Raw genomic sequence first — 20,405 nt, 5'->3', positions numbered from 1 at the left:
GAGCGAAGTCGAGACACCTATCGTTGGCACGCGCCTTCACGGTGTCTCGACTTCGCTCGACACGAACGGGATGAAAGGCGGCCTATTCCACCGGCTCTTCGCTTGGCCGCCCCGCCGCCCAGCGGTCCTTGATCATCGCGCTCGTCTGGCGACTCCCGTCGTGGCTCCAACCGGGTTCGCGGATCAGATAGTTCAGCTTGTGCCGCCACGGGGCGCTCCACATATCCTTCGCGATCCCGACCCATTCATGCACCGCCGCCCACAAAATGTTGAAGCTGCCAAGCTGCTTGACGATGCCATAGCGCACCGGCTCGTCATCGCGTTCGGCAACGAAGCTACCGAACATCTTGTCCCAGATGATGAACACGCCCGCATAATTGGCATCGAGATAGCGTGGGTTGACGCCGTGATGGACGCGGTGGTGCGACGGGGTGTTCATCACCGCCTCGAACCATTTAGGCAGCCGCTTGATCGCCTCGGTGTGGATCCAGAACTGGTAGATCAGGTTGAGCCCGGCGCAGAAGAACACCATCGCGGGCGGAAAGCCGATCAGAAACAGCGGCAGCCGGAACAGGAAGGTCAGGCTGAAAAAGCCCGTCCAGGTCTGCCGCAGCGCGGTCGAAAGATTATAATGCTGGCTCGAATGGTGGATGACATGGCTCGCCCAGAACCAGCGCACCCGATGGGCGCTGCGGTGGAAGGCATAATAGGCCAGATCGTCAGCGAAGAAGCAGAGAATCCACGCCCACCACCAACGGCTCCATTCGATCCCGATGTCGAACAGGCGAAACTGATACACCCACACCGACGCCGCGATCACCGCCGCGCCGACCAGCGCCCCCGCGACCTGGCTGAATGTTCCGAGCATCAGCGAGGTCAGCGTATCGCGCGCCTCGTACCGGCTTTTGTCCTTGCGCAGCGAAATCACCATCTCGGCGATCAGGAGCAGGATGAAGGCGGGGACGGCGTAGGTCACCGGATCGGGTAGCTTATCCAATGTTCAGATCCCGCATCCGGCTCGCCCACATTCCGGCATCCTTGCCCAGATGCAGCGTCACCGCGCCAAAAGTCTTCTCCGGCGGTGTCAACGTCAGGAAATCCTTGTCGAGCCGCCCTTCGACGCTGGCATCGACCGGCCGCGCTGCGAAATGATTGCCGTGCGCGCGCACGATCATCATCCGCCCCTCGGCATTGCGCACCAAAGCTGAAAAACCTGCGCGGTCACGCGCGACGTCGATCCCGCGAAAGCCCGCCTCGGCTTCTTCGGCGAGCCGGATCGCATGCGCTTCGTCCTCGATCCGCGGGTCAACGCCCAGCCCCATCTTCCTGACCAGCCACACGACGAACAGCACCGCGGCCACCGACGCGCCCAGCTGAATCAATGCGGCGAAGGTCACCGCTCGCCCGCCAGCGCATCGAGCATCGGACGCAGCCCCGACAGATCATAGCCCGCATTCGCCGCCGCCTCGCAGATCGCCTCGACATCTTCGCCCACCCGCGCACGGGTCAAAGCCCACAGATGCGTCGATCGGGTACCCGACCGGCAATAGGCGAGCACCGGACCGGTCGCGCCGCCGAGCACCGCGTCGAGCGCGTCGAGCTGCGGATGGCTGAAACCAGCATGGCCGACGGGAATCGCCGCATAGGCCAATCCCTCGGCGGCGGCGGCGGCGGCGATATCATGGCTCTGCGGCGCTTCGGGCTCCTCACCGTCGGGACGGTTGTTGACGATCATCGCAAAGCCCGCGGCCTTTGCCTCCTGCACATCCTCGATGCTGATTTGCGGGGCGACGCTATAGTCGGCGGACAGGGTACGAAAATCGCTCATGGCGGCGATGTATAGGCCAGCCGCTTTTGCTGACAAGCGTGAAACCTATGCCGTCACGGTCCGCGCCGGGCGCGCGGCCAGCTTGCGGTCGCCTGCCACGACTTCGGCAAAACGCGCTGCATAGCGCGGATGCTCGGTCCCCATTATCTTGTCCCACCAGGTGAAATAGAGGCCGTAATTCTTGTTGAAGCCGCCATTGTGATGCAGGTCGTGGTGCGTCGTGGTGTTGATCCAGCGCGTGACGGGCGTCGACAACCACCAGCGCGGGTGCAGCTCGAACCCGGCATGCCCCATCGCGTTGCGGACGATCTGGAACAGGATCCAGCTCAGCATCACCCACCCCGGCGTCGCGACGAAAACTAGCCAGATCGGGACAAAGGCGATCATCACAAACGCTTCGGGAATCGCGAAACTATAGGCCGCCCACGGCGTCGGAGTGATCGACCGATGATGCGCACGGTGGAAGGTCTTGAACAGCCGCGGATGGTGCATCGCGCGGTGGACCCAATAGAAATAGGTGTCGTGCGCGACGATCAGCGCGGCGAGTAGGGCCAGATCGCCCGCCCAGCCATAGCTGCCCTGAAACCGTTGCAGCACCCCGGCATCGACGCCCCAGATGATAAACGCCGACACCAACGTATAGACGCAGACGGTCTGGATCGACTGTGCGAACTCGCGCCTTTTGTCGGCCATCGTCGCCTCGCGCGCCTGGATTTTTCGGGTCCGCAGCGTTGTCCGGCGCAGCCCCCAAACGATCGCCGCGACCACCGCCGCCGCGACGAGATAACGGCCGAAGTCGAAGGCGAAAACGAACGGACCCTTGGTCAGCAGAATGTGAAGCGGTGGAAAGGCATCGAACATCGGGAAATCCTGTCGATAATGAATGCCCCGTTCGAGCACAGTAAACAGCTTTTCGCTCTCCGATGTTAAAATCCGGCTAGCCGATTCTGAAATCAGCCAATCGCCAGCTTCAGCGCGCGGGCGCGATACGCGCTTGGCGTCATGCCCTCGGCATCGCGAAAAGCGCGATTGAAAGGACCAAGCGAGCCGAACCCCGCGTCGATCGCGATGGTCAGGATCGGTACCTCACGCTGCGCCGGGTCGGCGAGCGCCGCGCGGATTTCGTCGAGGCGGAAGCCGTTCAGAAAGGCGGTGAAGTTGCGAAACCCCATCTCGCCATTGATCGCGCGGCGAACGCGATATTCGGGCTCGCCCAGCCGCGCCGCGAGCGCCGATATCGAAAACCCCTCGGCGCGATAGGCGCGTTCCTCCGCCATCACCGCGTGCAATCGCTGCGCGAGGGACGAAGGGGCCGCGGTCGGCTCGTCCCGTTTCGGCGTCACCCCCGCCGCGGCGAACAGTTCGGCGGACTGGAACCGATAGAGACCGACCGACACGATGAAGGTGGCGATCAGGATCGCGACCAGCGTCAGCGCGCGCCCCAAATCATGGCTCATGTCGCGATTGTGGAACATCTCGATAAAGGTCACGAGCAGGATGAAGCCGCCGATCGCGCCGACCACCCCCAACCGGAAACCGCGCCGCGCCTCGATCAAATCATTCGCGCGCCCGCGCCATGCGATCCACATCCCCGCCACCGCAAAGGCGAACATGCCGATCCGCACCAGCACCCAGATCGGCCAGAAAAATGTCCCGGTCGCGGCGATCATCACCATCTGCGCCAGCGGCAGCACCCCGAAGGCGGCGAGCAGCAGCCAGCTGCGCCAGCCGATACGCTGCTGGTCGTCGAACCATAGCCGTGCGAACAGCCAGAACAGCGCGGGGACCATCACCGACAGCGCATCGCACAGCACAAAGGGCAGGCGCGCCGGCCCGTCAGGGCTCAACACCCGCGCCACCAGATAGGCGATGATCGCCAAATTCATCGCCATCGCCACCCGCGCCGAAACGATCGATCGATAGTCGCGCCACAGGATCGCGATCCACAGCGCGAACAGCGCGATACTGCCGCCACGAATCATCGGATCGAGGGTGTCGAGCGCCGTCATCGCCCGGTGCTACTGCAAGCGACCACAGGGCGCCACCATCGCGGGCAAAGCCCCGCGCCGCTGCCGCATGGTCATTGCGCCGCCAGTTTCTGGCGGTCCTGCGCGCGTAGCTTTTGCTCGGCCAGACTGCGCAACGTGTCGCGGCACTGACGCGCGGCGCGGCGGGCCTCGACCGTCAGATGTTCGACGTCGTTGCGGCACGAGCGATGCACCGCGCGGTCGATGCGGCGTTGCGCCGCCTTCATCCCGTCGGGCGAATCAAGGTCGAGCGCGCTGACGTCGATACGAACGGTCGCGGTCGCGGTGTCGGTCGCCTGTGTAGTGGTCGGCAACACCGCCAGACAGACCGCCACCAGGGCCAGGGTGAGTGATTGGGTCAGCGGCTTTTTCATGGTCGATCTCCTGTCGTCGACCGGTCCCGCACCGGCGAAACCGCATCGATGAAGGGAGGATGGCGGCGACCGCCCTGCCGGTCGCGCCGCGTTCCGAACCTGGCTAGCCGTTTACGAAATCGGCCAGCCGTACGCGCCGCAACCGTTTCAAAACTGCCGGATCACCGCCAGAAACGCATCGCCCCACGCCTCCAGCTTTTTCGCGCCGACCCCGGGGATCGAACCCATCGCGTGCAAGCTGTCCGGCTTTTCGGTCGCCATCGCGCGCAGCACCGCGTCGTGGAACACGACGTAGGGCGGCACCCCCGCTTCGGCCGCCAGTTCGCGCCGCGTGGCGCGCAGCGCGTCGAACAGCGGATCGCCGATCGGGTTGGCGACCCCCGCACCCGCGCCGCCCCGAGTATCACGTTTGGTGCGTTTCACCGGCGGTTCGGCGATCAGCACTGACGCCTCGCCCTTCATCATCGCGCGCGCCGCGCTGCCCAGCATCAGCCCGCCATGCTCGGTCGTCTCGAGCGCCTCGCGCGCCACCAGCGTGCGCACCAGCGGCTTGATCAGCCGTGCTTCGTCGCCGGTTACAATCCCGAACACCGACAATTTGTCATGGCCGCGCTGGGCGATGCGCTCGTCGCTGCGCCCGGTCAGCACCGCCTCGATATGCCCCGCGCCATAGCTTTGCCCGGTGCGATACACTGCGGAGAGCAATTTTTGCGCCAGTATCGTCGCGTCGACCTGCGCCGCGGGGTCGAGGCAATTGTCGCAATTGCCACAGCGGTCCGGCGGGCTTTCGCCGAAATGGCGGAGCAGCTGCGCGCGGCGGCACTCGACCGTCTCGACCAGCGCCCCCAGCGCGTTCAGCCGCACCCGTTCGCCCGCGACGCGCGCCTCGGGCAATTCCGACAACCGCATCCGCGCCTTGGCAAAATCGTCGGCGCCCCACAGCATCATCGCTTCGGCCGGGTCGCCGTCGCGCCCCGCGCGCCCGGTTTCCTGATAATAGCTTTCGATCGATTTCGGCAGCGCGGCATGCGCGACGAAACGCACGTCGGGTTTGTCGATCCCCATCCCGAAGGCGACCGTCGCGGTGACGATGCCGTCCTCCGACGCGACGAAATCATGCTGGACGCGCGACCGCACCTCGGCGTCGAGCCCGGCGTGATAGGCGGCGACCGGCCGCCCCGTCGCCGCCGCAAGCTGCGCCGCCAGCCGTTCGGTGCCGCTGCGCGTCGGGCAATAGACGATGCCCGGCCCCGGATTGGCGGCAATGAACTCGATCAGCTGGCGCGCCGGGGTGACGCGCGGGCGGATCGCATAACGGATGTTCGGGCGGTCGAACCCCGCCAGGATCAACCCGTCGTCGGGGATGCCCAGCTGGAGCAGAATGTCCTCGCGCGTGTGCTTGTCGGCGGTCGCGGTCAGCGCCAGCCTCGGCACCTCGGCAAAGCCATCGAGCAGCGGACGCAGCAAGCGGTAATCGGGGCGAAAATCATGCCCCCATTCGGACACGCAATGCGCTTCGTCGATCGCGAACAACGCCGGCGTCCGCGCCGCGAGCAGGGCGCGGAACCCCTCCCCCGTCGCGCGTTCGGGGGCGACATACAGCAGGTCGAGATCGCCGTCGCGATAGCGCTGCCGCACCTCGGCGCCATCGGCGTCGACGCTGGTCAGGCTGGCGGCGCGAATCCCCGCCGCGCGTGCGCCGCGCAGTTGGTCGTGCATCAGCGCGATCAGCGGCGACACGACGACGACGCAGCCATTCAGCGCGACCGCAGGAAGTTGATAGGTCAGCGACTTGCCCGCGCCGGTCGGCATCACCGCCAGCGTCCGCTCTCCCGCCATCACCCGGTCGACGACGTCGGCCTGGCGACCACGGAAATGGTCGAAGCCGAAGGTCGATTTGAGGAGGGGGAGGAGCGCGTCGGCGGACATTGTGCGAGGGCGATAGGGAAGTTGCGGGAGCGGGGGAAGCCCCAGCTGCCCCAATTCAGTTTCTATTTTCCCGTTCGCATCGAGCGAAGTCGAGATGCCCCTCAGGGTCAGGCCTTCTCACGATGGATGTCTCGACTTCGCTCGACACGAACGGGTTTCTTTGTCGCCTAACCCCGCATCATCAACGCCCGTTCGGCCATCCGCGCAGCGGTTTCGCGTTCGGCCATCACGACATGGTCGGCACCGCGCCGCACCAGATCATTCACCTCTTCGTCCGAATGGGCGCGCGCGACGATCAGCAGCTTGGGGTTGATCGCCCGCGCCCGCCGCACGATCGCCCCCGCCTCGACCCCTTCGGGAATCGCGATCAGCAGCGTCGATGCGATGTCGAGTCCGGCCTGACGCAGCACGCTTTCCTTGGTCGCGTCGCCGACGATCACCGTCGCCCCCGCCGCGCGCGCCGCCGCCGCCATATCCTTTTGATCCTCGATTACAGTCAGCTGCTCGCCGCGGCCGCACACCAGCCCGCCGATATGACTGCCGACGCGGCCGAACCCGATCAGCACGGTGCGCACTGTCGGCGCGGCGGGCGCCGCCATCACCGCGGCATCGCCGTCGGTCTCGGGGTCGCTGTCGGCCCGGATGCGCCGCACCGCCAGGGTGAAAAGGATCGGGTTGAACAGGATCGACAGCAGCGCCCCCGCCAGGATCAGGTCGCGCCCGGTCTCGGGCAGCACCTTCAGCCCCACCCCCAGCCCGGCGAGGATGAACGAGAATTCGCCGATCTGCGCCAGGCTGGCCGACACCGTCAACGCGGTCTGCGACGTGTGGCCAAAGGCACGGACGAGCGCAAAGGCGGCCACCGATTTGCCGACCACGATGATCGCGACCGTCGCCAGCACCGGGCCCGGTTGTTCGACCAGCACCTTGGGATCGAACAACATGCCGACCGACACGAAAAACAGCACCGCAAACGCATCGCGCAGCGGCAGCGTCTCTTCGGCGGCGCGGCGGCTGAGCGGCGTTTCGCCCAGGATCATCCCCGCGAAAAAGGCGCCGAGCGCGAACGACACGTCGAAAATCACCGCAGCGCCGAACGCCACCCCCAGCGCGATGGCGAGCACCGCCAGCCGGAACAGCTCGCGCGATCCGGTGTGCGCGACCCAGTGCAACACCCACGGCAGGATGCGCCGCGCGACCACGAACATGAAGGCGCCGAAACCAATGACCTTGAGCAGCACGATCGCCGCCGACTGCAACAGTCCGGCGCCATTCGCCTCATCGCCGCGACCGCCGAACATCGCGGGAAGCAGCACCAGCGCAAGCACCATCACCAGATCCTCGACGATCAGCCAGCCGACCGCGATCCGTCCCTTTTCGGTCTCGACCATATCGCGCGCCTGCAACGCGCGCAGCAGCACGACCGTGCTCGCGACCGACAGCGCGAGACCGAACACCGCGCTCCCTTCGATCGACCAGCCAAGCCACAGCCCGAGCATCATGCCGAGCGCGGTCGCGACGGCGATCTGCAGGATCGCCCCCGGCACCGCGATCTTGCGCACCGACAGCAGGTCCTTCAGCGAAAAATGAAGGCCCACCCCGAACATCAGCAGGATGACGCCAATCTCGGCGAGCTGGAGCGCCAGCCCGGTATCGGCGACGAACCCCGGCGTAAACGGCCCGACCAGCACGCCGGCAAGTAGATACCCCGCAATCGGCGAAATCCGCAGCCGATGCGCCAGCGCCCCCATAAGGAACGCAACGCCGAGCCCGGCAACGATGGTGCCGATCAGGGAGGTGTCGTGCGGCATGAATTATGCCTAGGGGTCGGTGCACTCGGGGGTCAACCCAACACAACCGATTTAGTTACGATTGATCACCGCCAACACGATTCAAACCGTCCCCTCCTCCACCTCCGCCTGCTGCCGCGCCCACATGTCGGCGTACAGGCCGCGCATCCGCAGCAGCTGGTCGTGCGTCCCGGTTTCCGCCACGCGGCCCTTGTCGAGCACGATGATGCGGTCGGCGCCGGTCACTGTCGACAGGCGGTGCGCGATGACCAGCGTCGTGCGGCGCTGCGCAATCCGGTCGAGGGTGTCCTGGATCGCCGCCTCGGTGCGGCTGTCGAGCGCGCTAGTCGCTTCGTCCAAGATCAGCACTGGCGGGTTTTTGAGCAGGGTGCGCGCGATCGCGACGCGCTGTTTCTCGCCGCCCGACAGCTTCAGCCCGCGCTCGCCGACCTCGGTGTCATAGCCCTGCGGCAGGATGGCGATGAAAGCGTCGATCGCCGCGCCTTCGGCGGCTGCCGCGATCTCTTCGGCGCCCGCGCCTTCGCGACCATAGGCGATATTATAGCCGATGCTGTCGTTGAACAGCACCGTGTCCTGCGGCACGATGCCGATCTCGGCGCGCAGGCTTTTTTGCGTGACCTTGGCGATATCCTGATCGTCGATCGTGATCCGTCCGGCCTGCGGATCATAGAAGCGGAACAGCAGCCGCGCGATCGTCGACTTGCCCGCCCCCGACGGCCCGACGATCGCCAGCGTCTCGCCCGCGCCGACCGCAAAGCTGACCCCGTTCAGAATCGTCCGGTCGGGCTCGTAACCAAACACGACATTGTCGAACGCCACCGCGCCGCCGTTCACCACCAGCGGCCAAGCGTCCGGCGCGTCGCTGATCTCGGGCGGGGTGTCGATCAGGCGGAACATCGCCTCCATGTCGATCAGCCCCTGACGGATCACCCGGTAAACCATGCCGAGCATGTCGAGTGGGCGGAACAGCTGCGCGAGCAGCGTGTTCACCAGCACGACGTCACCGACCTTATATTCGCCCGTCGACCAGCCCCATACGGTGTACGCCATCGCCCCCGCCAGCGCCGCGTTGGTGACCAGACTTTGCCCAATGTTCAGCCATGCCAAGCTGTTTTCGCTCTTCACCGCGGCCTTGGCGTAGCGATCGGCGACGTCGCGATAGCGCGCTTCCTCGCGGGTTTCGGCACCGAAATATTTGACGGTTTCGTAATTGAGCAGGCTGTCGACGCTGCGCCCGATGGTCAGCGTGTCGAGATCGTTCATCTGGGTGCGCAGCGCGTTGCGCCAGTCGGTCACCTTGCGGGTGAAGATGATATAGACGACAACCATCAGCGCCGTCGCACTGGCGAGGCCAAAGCTGAACTTGGTCCAGAAGATGATGAGCACCGCGAGCAATTCGATGATCGTCGGCGCGATGTTGAACAGGAGGAAATACAGCATCGTGTCGATGCTCTTGGTCCCGCGCTCGATCACCTTGGTGACCTCGCCGGTGCGCCGCGCGAGGTGAAAGCGCAGGCTCAGCGCGTGGAGATGGCTGAAGGTCGTAATCGCCAGTTCGCGCGTCGCGTCCTGTCCGACACGTTCGAACACCACGTTGCGCAAATTGTCGAACAGCACCCCGGCGAAACGCGCGCCCGCATAAGCGAGCACCAGCCCGATCGCGAGCGCGACGCCCTGCTCCATCCCCGGCGCCATCTTGTCGATCGCAGCGCCATAAAGGAAGCCCATCGACAGCTGGACGCCCTTCGACGCGAGCACGATCAGCCCCGCGATCACAATGCGGACCTTGTGCTCGGTCTGCCCCACCGGCCACAAATAGGGCAGGAACCGCTTCAGCGTCGCAAGGACGGGCGGTTCGCGGCTGGCTTCGGCGGAGGTGGTGGTGTCGGGCGGCATCGACGCCCCATGTAGGGCCGCAGAGTCCCGACGCCAAGCAGGGGTTAGTCTTAACCCGGCGAAAGCCGCAGAAAGAGACTAGCGCGAATCGCGATACCCGGCGCGGTGGAGCAGGCGGTCGATCAACCGGCGCTCTTCGCTGGTCGGGCCGGAGAGCACCGGCTGTTCAGCGGGGGCGACACGGCGACCAAACAGCGGGCGCCGGGGCGGGACAAGCGGAGAGAAGCGCATGGGGGCATACCTTGTTTGCGCGGTGGCCCCCCGGCGCCGCAGATGATCTGGTCCCTACGCCCAGCATCGCGGCCCATGGTATCGGTTCGGTAAAAGCCTGTGGTTACTGCTTTCTTTCCGGTACCGTGAAGGTGCCCGTCACGCGTCCGCCGGTACCGCCCTGGATCGGGTTGCCATCCGGACCGCGCGCCGCGCCGCGGCCATCGACCGTCGCGCGCCCGCTGTTGAGATCGATCACCATGCGCCCGCCGCGCAGATTATTTCCGCGCTGGCGCAGCTCGACATTGCCGACCATCGTGATCAGCCGCCGGTCGAGGTCATAGATGGCGACATTGCCCGATGCGCGTTCGTCGCCCTTGGTCACGACGACCCCGCCGGTCGCGTCGAGCCGGTTGACGTCGGTGCCGCCCTGGCGGCTATAGGCGACGGTCATCCGCGCCGCGGTCAGCGTCATCCCCGCCTGCGTCACGCGGACATTGCCCGAAATGACGACGCGGTCGGCGCGGTCCTGCACTTCAATGCTGTTCGCGGCGAAATCGACCGGCGCGTTGCTGTTGTGGTTGGCGAGTGCCTGCGCCTGCGCGGCATCGCCGCCGGCGCCCGCCGACAGGATCGCCAGACTGGTCAGCGCAAAACCCGCGCCCGCAAGCATCACGCTCTTCAAGGGCAAAAGGCGGTTCATTTGAGCACTCCCTGATTGATCCGCAACCGGGCATTGCCCTGCAGCCGCACGATCCGCTTGTCGAGGTCGGCGGTCAGCTGATTGGCCGAAAAATTGCCGATGTTCAACGTCCCGTTGACACCGCCGCTCCCGGCCAGGCTGCGGCTCTTGAGATCGATCGACACGTTACTGGCGTCGATGCGATAGCCGTTGGCGCCCTTGACCTGGACCAGTCCCGGTACCGCCACCTTTTCGGTGTCCATATTATAGGCGCTGTCGCGCGCAACGATCGTCGCCGGGCCGTCGGCAAGCCGGATCGCCCCCGACAGGTCGGTCATCCGCACAATCGGTTCAGCCGAGCTTTTCTGCACCGCGCTGCCCGCGAGCAGGGCAAAGGGCTGGCCCTTGGCGTCCTGACCGCGATATTCGGCGCGCGTCACCTTCATCCGCTCCTGCGCCATCTCGACCTTGTCCTTGGCGAGCAGGAAGCTGATTTCGGAGCGCTGGGTAAAAGGCGAGAAGACGAGCACCGCCGCGACGACGCCGATCACCAGCGGCAGCCCGTAACGCAGGATACGCACGACCCGGTCGTGGTTCGACCCGCTGGCCGCCCACATACGGCGCATCGTGCGATCAAGATCGGCGCGTTCGGACATGCGAATCGACCCTATCAGCTGTGTGCGAAAATGTCGGTTTCGGGCCAACCGGCCAAGTCGAGCGCAGCACGTGTCGGCAGAAAATCGAAACAGGCCTGCGCCAATTCGGTGCGACCCTCGCGCGCCAGCCGCATGTCGAGAATATCCTTCATCGCGTGCAGAAAGCGGACGTCGCTCGCGGCATAGTCGCGCTGCGCGTCGCTGAGTTCGGCGGCGCCCCAATCGCTCGACTGTTGCTGTTTCGACACGTCCTGGCCCAGCAGTTCGCGCACCAGTTCCTTCAACCCGTGGCGGTCGGTGTAGGTCCGGATCAGCTTCGAGGCGATCTTGGTGCAATAGACGGGCGCGGTCACAACGCCGAGCGCCTGTTGCAGCGCCGCGATATCGAATCGTGCAAAATGGAACAATTTCAATCGATTAGGATCGGTCAATATGGCCTTCAGTACCGGTGCATCATAAGCGCTGCCGGGGCCGAAGCGGACGAGATGTTCGTCGCCCGATCCGTCGCTGATCTGGACCAGGCACAATCGGTCGCGCAGCGGGTTCAAGCCCATCGTCTCGGTATCGATCGCGACCGCGCCCGGACCCAGGGCGCCCGCGGGCAAATCTTCTTCGTGGAAATATACGCTCATCCGCCCGCCTTAGGCGAAGCGGCGGTGGCGCTCAATGACTGGTTTTCATCACCACGCCCTGCGTCCGGCACGCCTGAAGAAAAGTCTGCGACAGTCTGCATCGCGATTTTGAATTTTCCGTTCGCAGATATCAGCGGTTTAAGCTATATATTACGTCGTTAGCGGCATAGGGCGAGTCTGTGCCCGTGGTGAAGTGCGTCCCCGTCCGACGCAAGGCGCCGATCGAATGGGGTATGGACGAACCGAAAGCGACTATTAGACAATGAGTTTCAACAAGGATCGCCGCGGCCAGCGGGGGCGCGGCAAGCGCGATGATTTCGGCAATTTCGACAGCTTCGAACCTGCACCTTATGGCGGCGACAGCTATGGCGGCGGTAACCGCGGTGGCGGTTTCGGAGACCGCGGCGGCTTTGGCGGCGGTGATCGTCCGGGTGGCGGCGGCTTCGGCGGCGGCGACCGTCCCGGTGGCGGCGGCTTCGGCGGCGGCGATCGGGGTGGCGGTGGCGGCTTCGGCGGCGGACGTGGCGGCGGCATGCCGGCGCAGGTCGTCGGCGAAGGCAATGGCACGGTCAAATTCTTCAACGCGGCAAAAGGCTTTGGCTTTGTCGCGCGCGACGATGGCGGCGAAGACGTGTTCGTTCACATCAGCGCGGTCGAACAGGCAGGGCTTCAGGGTCTCGCTTCGGGCCAGCCGCTGGGCTTCACCCTCGTCGAACGCAACGGCAAGGTGTCGGCGATCGACATCAAGATCGAAGGCGAACCGATGCCGATCGAGGACAGCGCTCCGCGCCGTGACGATCGCGGCGCACCCGGCGGGGCGCCCGGTGGCGCACCTGGCGGCGCGCGCGGCCGTCGTCAACTGACCGGCGAACGCACGTCGGGCACCGTCAAATTCTTCAACACGACCAAGGGCTTTGGCTTTATTGCCCGCGATGACGGACAGGCCGACGCCTTTGTCCATATCAGCGCGGTGCAGCGTGCCGGCATGACGGGCCTGGAAGAAGGCGACCGCGTCGCTTTCGACATCGAAGTCGACGATCGCGGCAAGTTCGCGGCGGTGAATATCCAGCCGCATCAGGACTGATCGGCCAGACAACCGGAAACACGAAAAGGGCGGCTCGCGGGCCGCCCTTTTTATTTGGTGATCGGCGCGCGATTATGTCGCGCGGCGGCCAAAGCTGACGGCAACGCGCCAAATCTTAGGTATTTCAGGCAGAAGCATGGCCCGCAAACATTCAAAGCATGATCCTTATGCCGACCTGCATCGCAACGACGAGGCTCCGGCGATCGCTGTCCCGCCGTGCTGGCTCTGCGCCCGGCCCACGGGCAAGACAATTGTCTGGCATCATCCCGTGCCCAAGAGCCGGGGCGGGCGCGACGTCGTGCCGATGCACCCGATTTGCCAGCAAACTTTGATCGCCAATTTCACCAATTCGGAACTGCAGCGCCACGGGATGGATGTGGACGGCCTGCTGGCCAACCCCAATGTGCGCAAATTTGTCGATTGGGTGGCAAAAAAGGACCCCGATTTCACTGCGACGACGGCGAAGAAGCAACGCTGATCAGGCGGCATAACCGGAAAACGAATAAGGCTGCTCGCGGCCCCCGCCTTCGTGGGGCGACGTGTATATACGCGTCACGCTATCTCGTGCTCACACCGGGAGCGATTTCGGCCGCCCTAATACCCCAGCGTCGCTTCCAGGAACCAGATCCGCTGCTGTGTCTCGTCGGCCCAGCTATCGACCAGTCCGCTGGTTGCGATATCGCCATCGGCTTCGGCGGCAGCCTTCACCTCTTTCAGCTGCGCGAGCAAAGTCTTGTTGTCGTCGGCCAGCGTCCGGATCATCGCCTCGGCGTCTTGCCCCGCCGCATCATCGTCGCGGATCGACTGGCGTCGGCCGATGTCGCCGATCGATTGCAGCGTCCGCGCGCCATTCTTGCGCACCCGCTCGGCGATCAGGTCGGTGGTCGCGAAAATCTGCGCCGCCTGTTCGTCGAACAACAGATGGAGTTCGCGAAAGCGCGGTCCCTGGACGTGCCAGTGGTAGTTTTTGGTCTTGAGATACAGCGCGAAACTGTCGGCGAGCAGCGCGTTGAGCGCGTCGGCCACGGCGGGCTGATTGTTCTGGGACATTGGAAACACCCTTTCTTATGCCAACCCGATATGGGGATCGCGGCGGCATTGTCCCATGAAAGCTGTCGGTTGCTGTCATCGACAAAAGCGATGAATGACCTCAAGCGAAACGTGTCAGCCGATTAGTCCGAACGCGGCCATCGCGGTGCGCATCGCCCATATCGTCAGAATGGCGGCGCTCATCCAGCGGATGACGTGGGCACCGCGCCGTTCGGCAAGGTCGGCGCCGAAAGCGAGAAATGGCAGCATCGCGATCGTCCAGCCGACCAGCCCGCCTGCTGCGGCCCACTGCCCGGCGCCGCTGGTCGCGGCCAGTGCGCCGATCAGGAAATGGCTGCGGTCACCGAACTGGGCCACCAGCATCCGGCCGGCCAGCTTTGTCGGCGGCACTTCAGACGCGCTCGCGTCGAACAGCGCCGGTCGAGATCGCCACCCGACCGCGATCGCCGCGAATATCAGCGCAAAGGCGACGAGCAGCGCCGCCACGCCCTGCCCGATCATGCGGTTTGCGATCGCTCCCGCCGTGGCACCGACGATGGCATTCAGGACAAAGACGCCGAAGGCGATGGCGACGACAACATGCCGATCGGCGCGCGCGCTCAGCAGCCGCGACAGGAATATCCCGCTGCGCCCGTCGGCATTGGCCAGTAGCACCGCCACCAGCGCAAGCATGATTGCATCCATGGAAACCCGTCTGGATCGTCAGGCGAAGGCGGTCAATGCCCCAGCCGCATGGCGACCGACGCCAGCCATGCTTCCTGCGCAGCGGCGGGCAGCGGCCCGCGCGGCACGCAGGCGGCGTCGCTCATGGCGTCGAGATAGGTCAGGATCGCGGCGCGATAACCACCCCCCGCAACCGCCGATTCGAGCCGGCTCGCCAACGTTTCGACCGCGGCAAAGCCGTTGTCGCGCGCCAAACAGCGGATGTCGTCGATCCCCTGAACGATCTGCGCCAACGCGCAATGCGGCAATGCTTCGGCCAGCGCGCCGATCTGGCCGGTGATCCGGCTTTGAATGTCATGATATGGGTCGGCTTGGGTACGCATATTCACCCCCTGTCCTAACCGGACGATGCGCCCTTATGGTTAACGGGCGGTTAGCGCCAATGTCAGCGGTGGCCGGGGGCCGAACCCTGTCCTTGCTTGTTGCGGTACATATCGCGGTCGGCGGCGGCCAATATGTCCGATTCGGTCATCCCCGACTGCAACATCGCAATCCCGAAGCACGCCGACAGCGCGATCTGGTGCCCGTCATATTCCGCCGGCGCCGCGGTCAGCACATCGCCAAGCCGTTCGATCTGGGCGCGCGCGCCCTCCACGCTCGACTGATCCAGAATCAGCCCGAACTCGTCGCCGCCGATGCGCGCCGCGACGTCGGTCGCGCGGATCGATTCGGCGAGCCGCTTGGCGATTTCCATCAGCGCAAAGTCGCCGGCGGCATGGCCAAAGCTGTCGTTGATCAATTTCAGCTGGTTGACGTCGACGAACACGACCGCGGCGCGTTCGGCATGACGTTCGAACCGCGCCATCCGGTGGTGGATCGCGGTCAGGAAATAGCGGCGGTTGAACAACGGGGTCAGCGTGTCGCGTTCGGACACCCGTTCCAGTTCGGCGACGGCGATTTTCAATACGCGGTTCTCGCGGCGCAAAGCGTCGCGTTCCCGGCGGACATCCCGCAGCTGGTCTTCGATGGAGTCAACGGCGACGGTGCCGAACTGGTCGACCGCGATCCGTGCCCCCCCTACGCTGTCCATTCAACGCCCCCGAAAGCGAACCCTTATACATCGGCCCGATGCCGACGAATATTGAACCGCGACCCTAGCGGCGACTTGATACCAATCGGTAAACGCCCGAGTCAGTATCGCATGTTCGGTGCCGTTGCCCGCGCGCGGTGCAGTCGCTAGGGGAGGTGCGGCGGCGATTCATCCGTGAAGTGCTGCCGCGGTGTGGAGGGATGGGTGATGGGCGACGATAGGCCGCAAATCGGTGTTATCATGGGCAGCCAGTCGGACTGGCCAACGATGGCGCATGCGGTCCAGATCCTGGAACAATTCGGCATCGCGCACGAGGTGCAGATCGTGTCCGCCCACCGCACCCCCGACCGCCTCGTGACTTATGCCAAAGGCGCGGCGGAGCGCGGCCTTCAAGCGATAATTGCGGGAGCCGGCGGCGCCGCGCACCTGCCCGGTATGGTCGCGTCGATGACGCGGGTGCCGGTGCTCGGCGTCCCCGTCCAGTCGGCCGCATTGAGCGGCATCGACAGCCTTTATTCGATCGTCCAGATGCCGGGCGGCATTCCGGTGGCGACCTTTGCGATCGGCAAGGCGGGGGCGACCAATGCGGGTCTGTTCGCCGTCGCACTGCTCGCAAACAATGACGCCGCCCTGGCACAAAAACTCGACGCTTGGCGCGACGCACAGACGAGCAGCGTCGCGCCGATCCCGGTTCGCGAGGGCTGATCGCTTGCTGGCACCGGGTTCGACGATCGGTATCCTGGGCGGCGGCCAGCTTGGCCGCATGCTCGCGGTCGCCGCAGCGCAGCTCGGCTTCAAGGTCCATATCTACGCCCCCGACGCCGAAAGCGTCGCGGCCGAGGTCACCGCGCACCACAGCCAGGCGGCGTGGGACGACGAACCGCGCCTTGCCGCCTTCGCCGCCGCTTGCGACGCCGCCACCTTCGAATTCGAAAATGTCCCGGTCGACACCGTGCGCTTCCTCTCGGGCCATGTCGCGATCCGTCCCGGCGCCCGGGGCCTCGAAATCGCGCAGGACCGGCTGGCCGAAAAACATTTCGTCGCCAGTATCGGCGGCCGCCCCGCGCCCTTCGCTTCGGTCCCCGACCGCGCCGCGCTCGACGTTGCGCTGGCCGACATCGGCACGCCCGCGATCCTTAAGACCGTGCGCATGGGCTATGACGGCAAGGGCCAGGCGCGCCTCGCGGCCCCCGCGGACGCCGACACCGCATGGGAAACGATCGGCCGCCACGCGGCAATCCTCGAAGGCTTCGTCGGTTTCGATCACGAATTTTCGGTGATCATGGTGCGCGGCATCGACGGCGAAACGCGCTTCTGGGATTCGTCGGTCAACGTTCATATCGACGGCATTCTCAGCACCGCCAGCCTGCCACCGCCGCAAATCGTCCGCGACCAGCAGGACCAAGCGCGCGCGATGATGGCGAATATCGCTGCCGAGCTCGACTATGTCGGCGTCCTCACCGGCGAATTTTTCGCCACCGACGATGGCCCGGTCTTCAACGAGATGGCACCGCGCGTCCACAACAGCGGCCATTGGACGATCGAAGGCGCCGAGACGAGCCAGTTCGAAAACCACATCCGCGCCATCGCCGGCCTGCCGCTCGGCAGCACCGCGACTCGCGCACTGCCCGTCGTCATGCAAAATCTGATCGGCGCCGACATCGCGCAAATCCCGGCTCTGCTCGCCGACGAAAATTGCCACGTCCATCATTACAGCAAGACCGAGGTCCGCCCCGGCCGCAAGCTGGGTCACGCCACCTGGGTGGGAACCGACCCCGCATGAACCACCCCGAAATCACCCTCATTCTCGCGCGCGCCGCCAACGGCGTTATCGGCGCCGACGGCAGGATGCCATGGCACCTGCCGGCTGACCTCCGCCGTTTCAAGCAGATCACGATGGGCCGCCCGATGATCATGGGGCGCAAGACGTTCGACAGCCTGCCCGCGGTGCTGGAAGGCCGCCGCCACATCGTGCTCACCCGCGACCCCGACTGGCAGGAGGACGGCGCCGAGCCCGCACCGTCGGTCGAAGCCGCGCTTCGCCTCGCCAACGCCCCGCATGTGATGGTGATCGGCGGCGCCGAAATCTATCGCCTGTTCCTGCCGCTTGCCGACCGCATCGAGCTGACCGAAGTCGCGCTCGAGCCAAAGGGCGACGCGGTGATTCCCTATCCCGACGCCGCGTGGCGCGAAATCGCGCGCGACGACCACCCCGCCGACGAAGCGGGTCGCCCGGCGTACAGCTTTGTCACCTTGGTGCGGGACAAGCCCTGATGCGGCGCTGGCTGATCGGCATCCTGCTCGTCGTCGCGGTTGCCGCGCTCGCCTTCTTCGCGCTTGCCCCCGGGATCATCGAGCGCGGGACCAACCAGATCGACGGCAAACCGCTCGCCGCGGTCAGCGAGCGCGCCAAGGCGCTGCACCGGACGTTGACGATCGTCGACCTGCACAGCGACACCTTGCTCTGGAAACGCAATATCCTCGACCGCGCCGACCGCGGCCATATGGATTTGCCGCGGCTCGAGGACGGCAATGTCGCGCTGCAAATCCTCGCCAGCACGACCAAATCGCCCAAGGGCCAGAATTACGACGCCAACAGCGCCGACACCGACAATATCACCAGCTTGGTGATCGCGCAGTTGCAGCCGGTGCGGACGTGGAACTCGCTCCTCGAACGCTCGCTGTGGCACGCCGAAAAGCTACACCGCGCAGTCGCGGGATCAGGCGGCAAGTTGCGCGCGGTCGCCACCCCCGCCGGTCTCGACGCGCTGCTTGCGGCGCGCAAGGGCAAGCCGCTGACCACCGGCGCAATGCTCAGCGTCGAGGGGCTGCACGTCCTCGAAGGCAAGCCAGCGAACCTCGACAAGCTCTACGCCGCGGGCTTCCGCATGGCGGGGCTCACCCATTTCTTCGACAACGACCTCGCCGGATCGATGCACGGCCTGAAAAAAGGCGGGCTGACCCCGTTCGGGCGGCAGGTTGTGACCGCGATGGAAGCGAAGGGCATGGTCGTCGACATCGCGCATTGCTCGAACGCCTGCGTCGCCGACATCCTGAAAATGGCGCGCCGTCCCGTCGTCTCCAGCCACGGCGGGGTGCAGGCGACGTGCAAGGTCAACCGCAACCTCAGCGACGAGCAAATTCGCGGCGTCGCGGCGACCGGCGGCCTTGTCGGCATCGGCTATTGGGACGCCGCGATCTGCGACACCGCGCCCGCCAGCATCGCCAAAGCGATGAAGCATGTCCGCGATCTTGTCGGCATCCAGCACGTCGCGCTCGGCAGCGATTACGACGGCGCCACCACCGTCCGCTTCGACACCTCGCAGCTGGTGCAGGTGACCCAGGCGCTGATCGACGCGGGCTTCAGCGACGACGAGATTCGCGCCGCGATGGGCGGCAATGCGGTCCGGGTGCTGCGCGCGGGGATCGTGCCGCTGCCAACGGCACCGCTCCCACGCACAGAGGTCCCATGATCCGCCTCGACGGCCACGCCCGCATTCCCGATCCCTTGCGCAGCGGGGTGATCGCGCTCGGCAATTTCGATGGCTTTCACGCCGGCCATCAGGCGGTCGTCGGCCGCGCCGTCCGCCATGCGCAGGACGAGGGCCGCCCGGCGATCGTTGCGACCTTCGACCCGCATCCGGTGCGCTTCTTCAAACCCGACGTCGCGCCCTTTCGCCTGACCACGCTCGACCAGCGGCAGGAATTGTTCGCCGCCGCGGGCGCCGACGCGATGCTCGTCCTGCCGTTCGACGCCACCCTCGCGGGGACGACGGCGCCGGACTTCATCACCGGCCTGCTGCTCGAACGCTATGGCGCGGCGGGAATCGTCACAGGCAGCGACTTTGTGTTCGGCAAAGGCCGCGGCGGCGATGTGGTCACCTTGGCCGAGCACGCCCGCACGCATGGCTTTTTCACCGAAATAGTCTCGCCGGTCGATGATAGCGACGAAGTCGTTTCGTCGAGCCGCATTCGCGAGGCGCTGCAAGCGGGCGATTGCGCCACCGCCGCGCGCCTGCTGACCCGCCCCTTCACGGTGCGCGGGCGGGTCGAACATGGCGACAAGAACGGCCGTCTGCTTGGCTTTCCGACTGCGAACATCGACATGAGCAATTACCTCCGCCCGCGTTACGGCATCTATGCCGTCACCGGTCGCCTGCCCGATGGGCGCGTGCTGAAAGGCGCCGCAAACCTCGGCATCCGCCCCAGCTTCGACCCGCCAAAGGAATTGCTCGAACCGCATTTCTTCGATTTCGCCGAGGATCTGTACGGGCAGGAAATCGACGTCGCCTTCCACGCCTTCCTCCGGCCCGAGGCGAAATATGACAGCATGGACGCGCTGATGACGCAAATAGCGGCGGATTGCGATGCGGCGAAAGTGCTGCTGGCGGCGCTTTAAACCATCGTCACCCCGGACTTGATCCGGGGTCTATGCGGCACGGCAGGAATGGACCCCGGATCAAGTCCGGGGGG

Annotated in this window: 24 protein-coding genes; 7 read left to right on the top strand and 17 right to left on the bottom strand. The window is 65.5% G+C overall.

The annotated features are described in order from the left end of the window. Positions 1-82: 82 nt before the first annotated feature. The 13 genes from ACQY6T_RS15360 to ACQY6T_RS15300 all read right to left on the bottom strand — a co-directional run bounded on the left by ACQY6T_RS15360 (position 83) and on the right by ACQY6T_RS15300 (position 12,045). A complete protein-coding gene (locus ACQY6T_RS15360; protein WP_428632152.1) occupies positions 83-997 on the bottom strand; it encodes a sterol desaturase family protein in 915 nt (304 codons plus the stop codon). Beyond that, a complete protein-coding gene (locus ACQY6T_RS15355) occupies positions 990-1,397 on the bottom strand; it encodes a hypothetical protein (protein WP_428632149.1) in 408 nt (135 codons plus the stop codon). Before ACQY6T_RS15355 ends, ACQY6T_RS15360 begins: the two co-directional genes overlap by 8 nt. Further along, a complete protein-coding gene (locus tag ACQY6T_RS15350; protein WP_428632147.1) occupies positions 1,394-1,828 on the bottom strand; it encodes a TIGR01244 family sulfur transferase in 435 nt (144 codons plus the stop codon). The genes ACQY6T_RS15355 and ACQY6T_RS15350 overlap by 4 nt, the downstream gene beginning before the upstream one ends. Positions 1,829-1,873: 45 nt before the next feature. After that, positions 1,874-2,689, bottom strand: coding sequence for a sterol desaturase family protein (locus tag ACQY6T_RS15345; protein WP_428632146.1), 816 nt, complete (start codon positions 2,687-2,689; stop codon positions 1,874-1,876). 92 nt (positions 2,690-2,781) lie between these two features. Beyond that, complete coding sequence (locus ACQY6T_RS15340; protein ID WP_428632144.1) at positions 2,782-3,837, bottom strand: helix-turn-helix domain-containing protein; 1,056 nt, start codon at positions 3,835-3,837, stop codon at positions 2,782-2,784. Between the two features lie 71 nt (positions 3,838-3,908). Continuing rightward, positions 3,909-4,229, bottom strand: coding sequence for a UrcA family protein (locus ACQY6T_RS15335; protein WP_428632141.1), 321 nt, complete (start codon positions 4,227-4,229; stop codon positions 3,909-3,911). A 147-nt stretch (positions 4,230-4,376) separates the two neighbouring features. Then, positions 4,377-6,158 (bottom strand): DNA helicase RecQ, encoded by a 1,782-nt coding sequence (recQ, locus tag ACQY6T_RS15330; protein WP_428632140.1) that lies wholly within the window; start codon positions 6,156-6,158, stop codon positions 4,377-4,379. Positions 6,159-6,325: 167 nt separating this feature from the next. Next, positions 6,326-7,969, bottom strand: coding sequence for a YbaL family putative K(+) efflux transporter (ybaL, locus tag ACQY6T_RS15325; protein WP_428632137.1), 1,644 nt, complete (start codon positions 7,967-7,969; stop codon positions 6,326-6,328). A gap of 81 nt (positions 7,970-8,050) precedes the next feature. Continuing rightward, positions 8,051-9,865, bottom strand: coding sequence for an ABCB family ABC transporter ATP-binding protein/permease (locus tag ACQY6T_RS15320; protein ID WP_428632135.1), 1,815 nt, complete (start codon positions 9,863-9,865; stop codon positions 8,051-8,053). 78 nt (positions 9,866-9,943) lie between these two features. Continuing rightward, positions 9,944-10,096, bottom strand: coding sequence for a hypothetical protein (locus tag ACQY6T_RS15315; RefSeq protein ID WP_428632134.1), 153 nt, complete (start codon positions 10,094-10,096; stop codon positions 9,944-9,946). 103 nt (positions 10,097-10,199) lie between these two features. Next, a complete protein-coding gene (locus tag ACQY6T_RS15310; protein ID WP_428632131.1) occupies positions 10,200-10,778 on the bottom strand; it encodes an LptA/OstA family protein in 579 nt (192 codons plus the stop codon). Continuing rightward, the gene (lptC, locus tag ACQY6T_RS15305) at positions 10,775-11,413 is read right to left on the bottom strand and encodes an LPS export ABC transporter periplasmic protein LptC (RefSeq protein WP_428632129.1); all 639 of its coding nucleotides are present in this window, start codon (positions 11,411-11,413) and stop codon (positions 10,775-10,777) included. Before lptC ends, ACQY6T_RS15310 begins: the two co-directional genes overlap by 4 nt. A gap of 14 nt (positions 11,414-11,427) precedes the next feature. Next, entirely contained in the window at positions 11,428-12,045 is a 618-nt protein-coding gene (locus ACQY6T_RS15300) for a ribonuclease D (protein ID WP_428632126.1), read from the bottom strand. A gap of 262 nt (positions 12,046-12,307) precedes the next feature. Here ACQY6T_RS15300 and ACQY6T_RS15295 point away from each other — a divergent pair, with 262 nt between their 5' ends. Both ACQY6T_RS15295 and ACQY6T_RS15290 read left to right on the top strand, forming a co-directional pair. Beyond that, on the top strand, positions 12,308-13,129 hold the full coding sequence (locus ACQY6T_RS15295) for a cold-shock protein (protein ID WP_428632125.1): 822 nt from the start codon (positions 12,308-12,310) through the stop codon (positions 13,127-13,129). A 136-nt stretch (positions 13,130-13,265) separates the two neighbouring features. Continuing rightward, positions 13,266-13,607 carry a hypothetical protein gene (locus ACQY6T_RS15290; protein ID WP_428632122.1) on the top strand — a complete coding sequence of 114 codons (342 nt, stop codon included), beginning with the start codon at positions 13,266-13,268 and terminating at the stop codon, positions 13,605-13,607. Between the two features lie 116 nt (positions 13,608-13,723). Here ACQY6T_RS15290 and ACQY6T_RS15285 read toward each other — a convergent pair whose 3' ends face one another. The 4 genes from ACQY6T_RS15285 to ACQY6T_RS15270 all read right to left on the bottom strand — a co-directional run bounded on the left by ACQY6T_RS15285 (position 13,724) and on the right by ACQY6T_RS15270 (position 15,932). Next, positions 13,724-14,179: a Dps family protein gene (locus tag ACQY6T_RS15285; protein ID WP_428632120.1), complete on the bottom strand. Its 456-nt coding sequence runs from the start codon at positions 14,177-14,179 to the stop codon at positions 13,724-13,726. A gap of 114 nt (positions 14,180-14,293) precedes the next feature. After that, a complete protein-coding gene (locus ACQY6T_RS15280; protein ID WP_428632118.1) occupies positions 14,294-14,863 on the bottom strand; it encodes a hypothetical protein in 570 nt (189 codons plus the stop codon). 32 nt (positions 14,864-14,895) lie between these two features. Beyond that, positions 14,896-15,225 (bottom strand): hypothetical protein, encoded by a 330-nt coding sequence (locus ACQY6T_RS15275; RefSeq protein ID WP_428632116.1) that lies wholly within the window; start codon positions 15,223-15,225, stop codon positions 14,896-14,898. Between the two features lie 62 nt (positions 15,226-15,287). Next, entirely contained in the window at positions 15,288-15,932 is a 645-nt protein-coding gene (locus tag ACQY6T_RS15270; RefSeq protein ID WP_428632113.1) for a GGDEF domain-containing protein, read from the bottom strand. 207 nt (positions 15,933-16,139) lie between these two features. Here ACQY6T_RS15270 and purE point away from each other — a divergent pair, with 207 nt between their 5' ends. Genes purE through ACQY6T_RS15245 form a run of 5 tightly spaced genes read left to right on the top strand, consistent with a single transcriptional unit; the run spans position 16,140 to position 20,331 of the window. Further along, positions 16,140-16,637: a 5-(carboxyamino)imidazole ribonucleotide mutase gene (purE, locus tag ACQY6T_RS15265; protein ID WP_428632111.1), complete on the top strand. Its 498-nt coding sequence runs from the start codon at positions 16,140-16,142 to the stop codon at positions 16,635-16,637. 4 nt (positions 16,638-16,641) lie between these two features. Further along, complete coding sequence (locus ACQY6T_RS15260) at positions 16,642-17,715, top strand: 5-(carboxyamino)imidazole ribonucleotide synthase (protein ID WP_428632109.1); 1,074 nt, start codon at positions 16,642-16,644, stop codon at positions 17,713-17,715. Next, the gene (locus ACQY6T_RS15255; protein WP_428632106.1) at positions 17,712-18,206 is read left to right on the top strand and encodes a dihydrofolate reductase; all 495 of its coding nucleotides are present in this window, start codon (positions 17,712-17,714) and stop codon (positions 18,204-18,206) included. Before ACQY6T_RS15260 ends, ACQY6T_RS15255 begins: the two co-directional genes overlap by 4 nt. After that, complete coding sequence (locus ACQY6T_RS15250; RefSeq protein WP_428632104.1) at positions 18,206-19,405, top strand: dipeptidase; 1,200 nt, start codon at positions 18,206-18,208, stop codon at positions 19,403-19,405. The genes ACQY6T_RS15255 and ACQY6T_RS15250 overlap by 1 nt, the downstream gene beginning before the upstream one ends. Beyond that, positions 19,402-20,331, top strand: coding sequence for a bifunctional riboflavin kinase/FAD synthetase (locus tag ACQY6T_RS15245; protein WP_428632102.1), 930 nt, complete (start codon positions 19,402-19,404; stop codon positions 20,329-20,331). The genes ACQY6T_RS15250 and ACQY6T_RS15245 overlap by 4 nt, the downstream gene beginning before the upstream one ends. Positions 20,332-20,405 lie beyond the last annotated feature (74 nt).

Origin of the sequence: Sphingopyxis sp. (assembly GCF_965279725.1) — a bacterium.
Classification (GTDB): domain Bacteria; phylum Pseudomonadota; class Alphaproteobacteria; order Sphingomonadales; family Sphingomonadaceae; genus Sphingopyxis.
This window is presented reverse-complemented; position numbering and strand designations above follow the sequence as displayed.

Excerpts from the sequence above, each read along its gene's own strand:
- ACQY6T_RS15350 (WP_428632147.1), bottom strand. The coding sequence starts at position 1,828 with ATGAGCGATTTTCGTACCCTGTCCGCCGACTATAGCGTCGCCCCGCAA.
- ACQY6T_RS15345 (WP_428632146.1), bottom strand. The coding sequence starts at position 2,689 with ATGTTCGATGCCTTTCCACCGCTTCACATTCTGCTGACCAAGGGTCCG.
- ACQY6T_RS15340 (WP_428632144.1), bottom strand. The coding sequence starts at position 3,837 with ATGACGGCGCTCGACACCCTCGATCCGATGATTCGTGGCGGCAGTATC.
- ACQY6T_RS15335 (WP_428632141.1), bottom strand. The coding sequence starts at position 4,229 with ATGAAAAAGCCGCTGACCCAATCACTCACCCTGGCCCTGGTGGCGGTC.
- recQ (WP_428632140.1), bottom strand. The coding sequence starts at position 6,158 with ATGTCCGCCGACGCGCTCCTCCCCCTCCTCAAATCGACCTTCGGCTTC.
- ybaL (WP_428632137.1), bottom strand. The coding sequence starts at position 7,969 with ATGCCGCACGACACCTCCCTGATCGGCACCATCGTTGCCGGGCTCGGC.
- ACQY6T_RS15320 (WP_428632135.1), bottom strand. The coding sequence starts at position 9,865 with ATGCCGCCCGACACCACCACCTCCGCCGAAGCCAGCCGCGAACCGCCC.
- ACQY6T_RS15315 (WP_428632134.1), bottom strand. The coding sequence starts at position 10,096 with ATGCGCTTCTCTCCGCTTGTCCCGCCCCGGCGCCCGCTGTTTGGTCGC.
- ACQY6T_RS15310 (WP_428632131.1), bottom strand. The coding sequence starts at position 10,778 with ATGAACCGCCTTTTGCCCTTGAAGAGCGTGATGCTTGCGGGCGCGGGT.
- lptC (WP_428632129.1), bottom strand. The coding sequence starts at position 11,413 with ATGTCCGAACGCGCCGATCTTGATCGCACGATGCGCCGTATGTGGGCG.
- ACQY6T_RS15300 (WP_428632126.1), bottom strand. The coding sequence starts at position 12,045 with ATGAGCGTATATTTCCACGAAGAAGATTTGCCCGCGGGCGCCCTGGGT.
- ACQY6T_RS15295 (WP_428632125.1), top strand. The coding sequence starts at position 12,308 with ATGAGTTTCAACAAGGATCGCCGCGGCCAGCGGGGGCGCGGCAAGCGC.
- ACQY6T_RS15290 (WP_428632122.1), top strand. The coding sequence starts at position 13,266 with ATGGCCCGCAAACATTCAAAGCATGATCCTTATGCCGACCTGCATCGC.
- ACQY6T_RS15285 (WP_428632120.1), bottom strand. The coding sequence starts at position 14,179 with ATGTCCCAGAACAATCAGCCCGCCGTGGCCGACGCGCTCAACGCGCTG.
- ACQY6T_RS15280 (WP_428632118.1), bottom strand. The coding sequence starts at position 14,863 with ATGGATGCAATCATGCTTGCGCTGGTGGCGGTGCTACTGGCCAATGCC.
- ACQY6T_RS15275 (WP_428632116.1), bottom strand. The coding sequence starts at position 15,225 with ATGCGTACCCAAGCCGACCCATATCATGACATTCAAAGCCGGATCACC.
- ACQY6T_RS15270 (WP_428632113.1), bottom strand. The coding sequence starts at position 15,932 with ATGGACAGCGTAGGGGGGGCACGGATCGCGGTCGACCAGTTCGGCACC.
- purE (WP_428632111.1), top strand. The coding sequence starts at position 16,140 with ATGGGCGACGATAGGCCGCAAATCGGTGTTATCATGGGCAGCCAGTCG.
- ACQY6T_RS15255 (WP_428632106.1), top strand. The coding sequence starts at position 17,712 with ATGAACCACCCCGAAATCACCCTCATTCTCGCGCGCGCCGCCAACGGC.
- ACQY6T_RS15250 (WP_428632104.1), top strand. The coding sequence starts at position 18,206 with ATGCGGCGCTGGCTGATCGGCATCCTGCTCGTCGTCGCGGTTGCCGCG.
- ACQY6T_RS15245 (WP_428632102.1), top strand. The coding sequence starts at position 19,402 with ATGATCCGCCTCGACGGCCACGCCCGCATTCCCGATCCCTTGCGCAGC.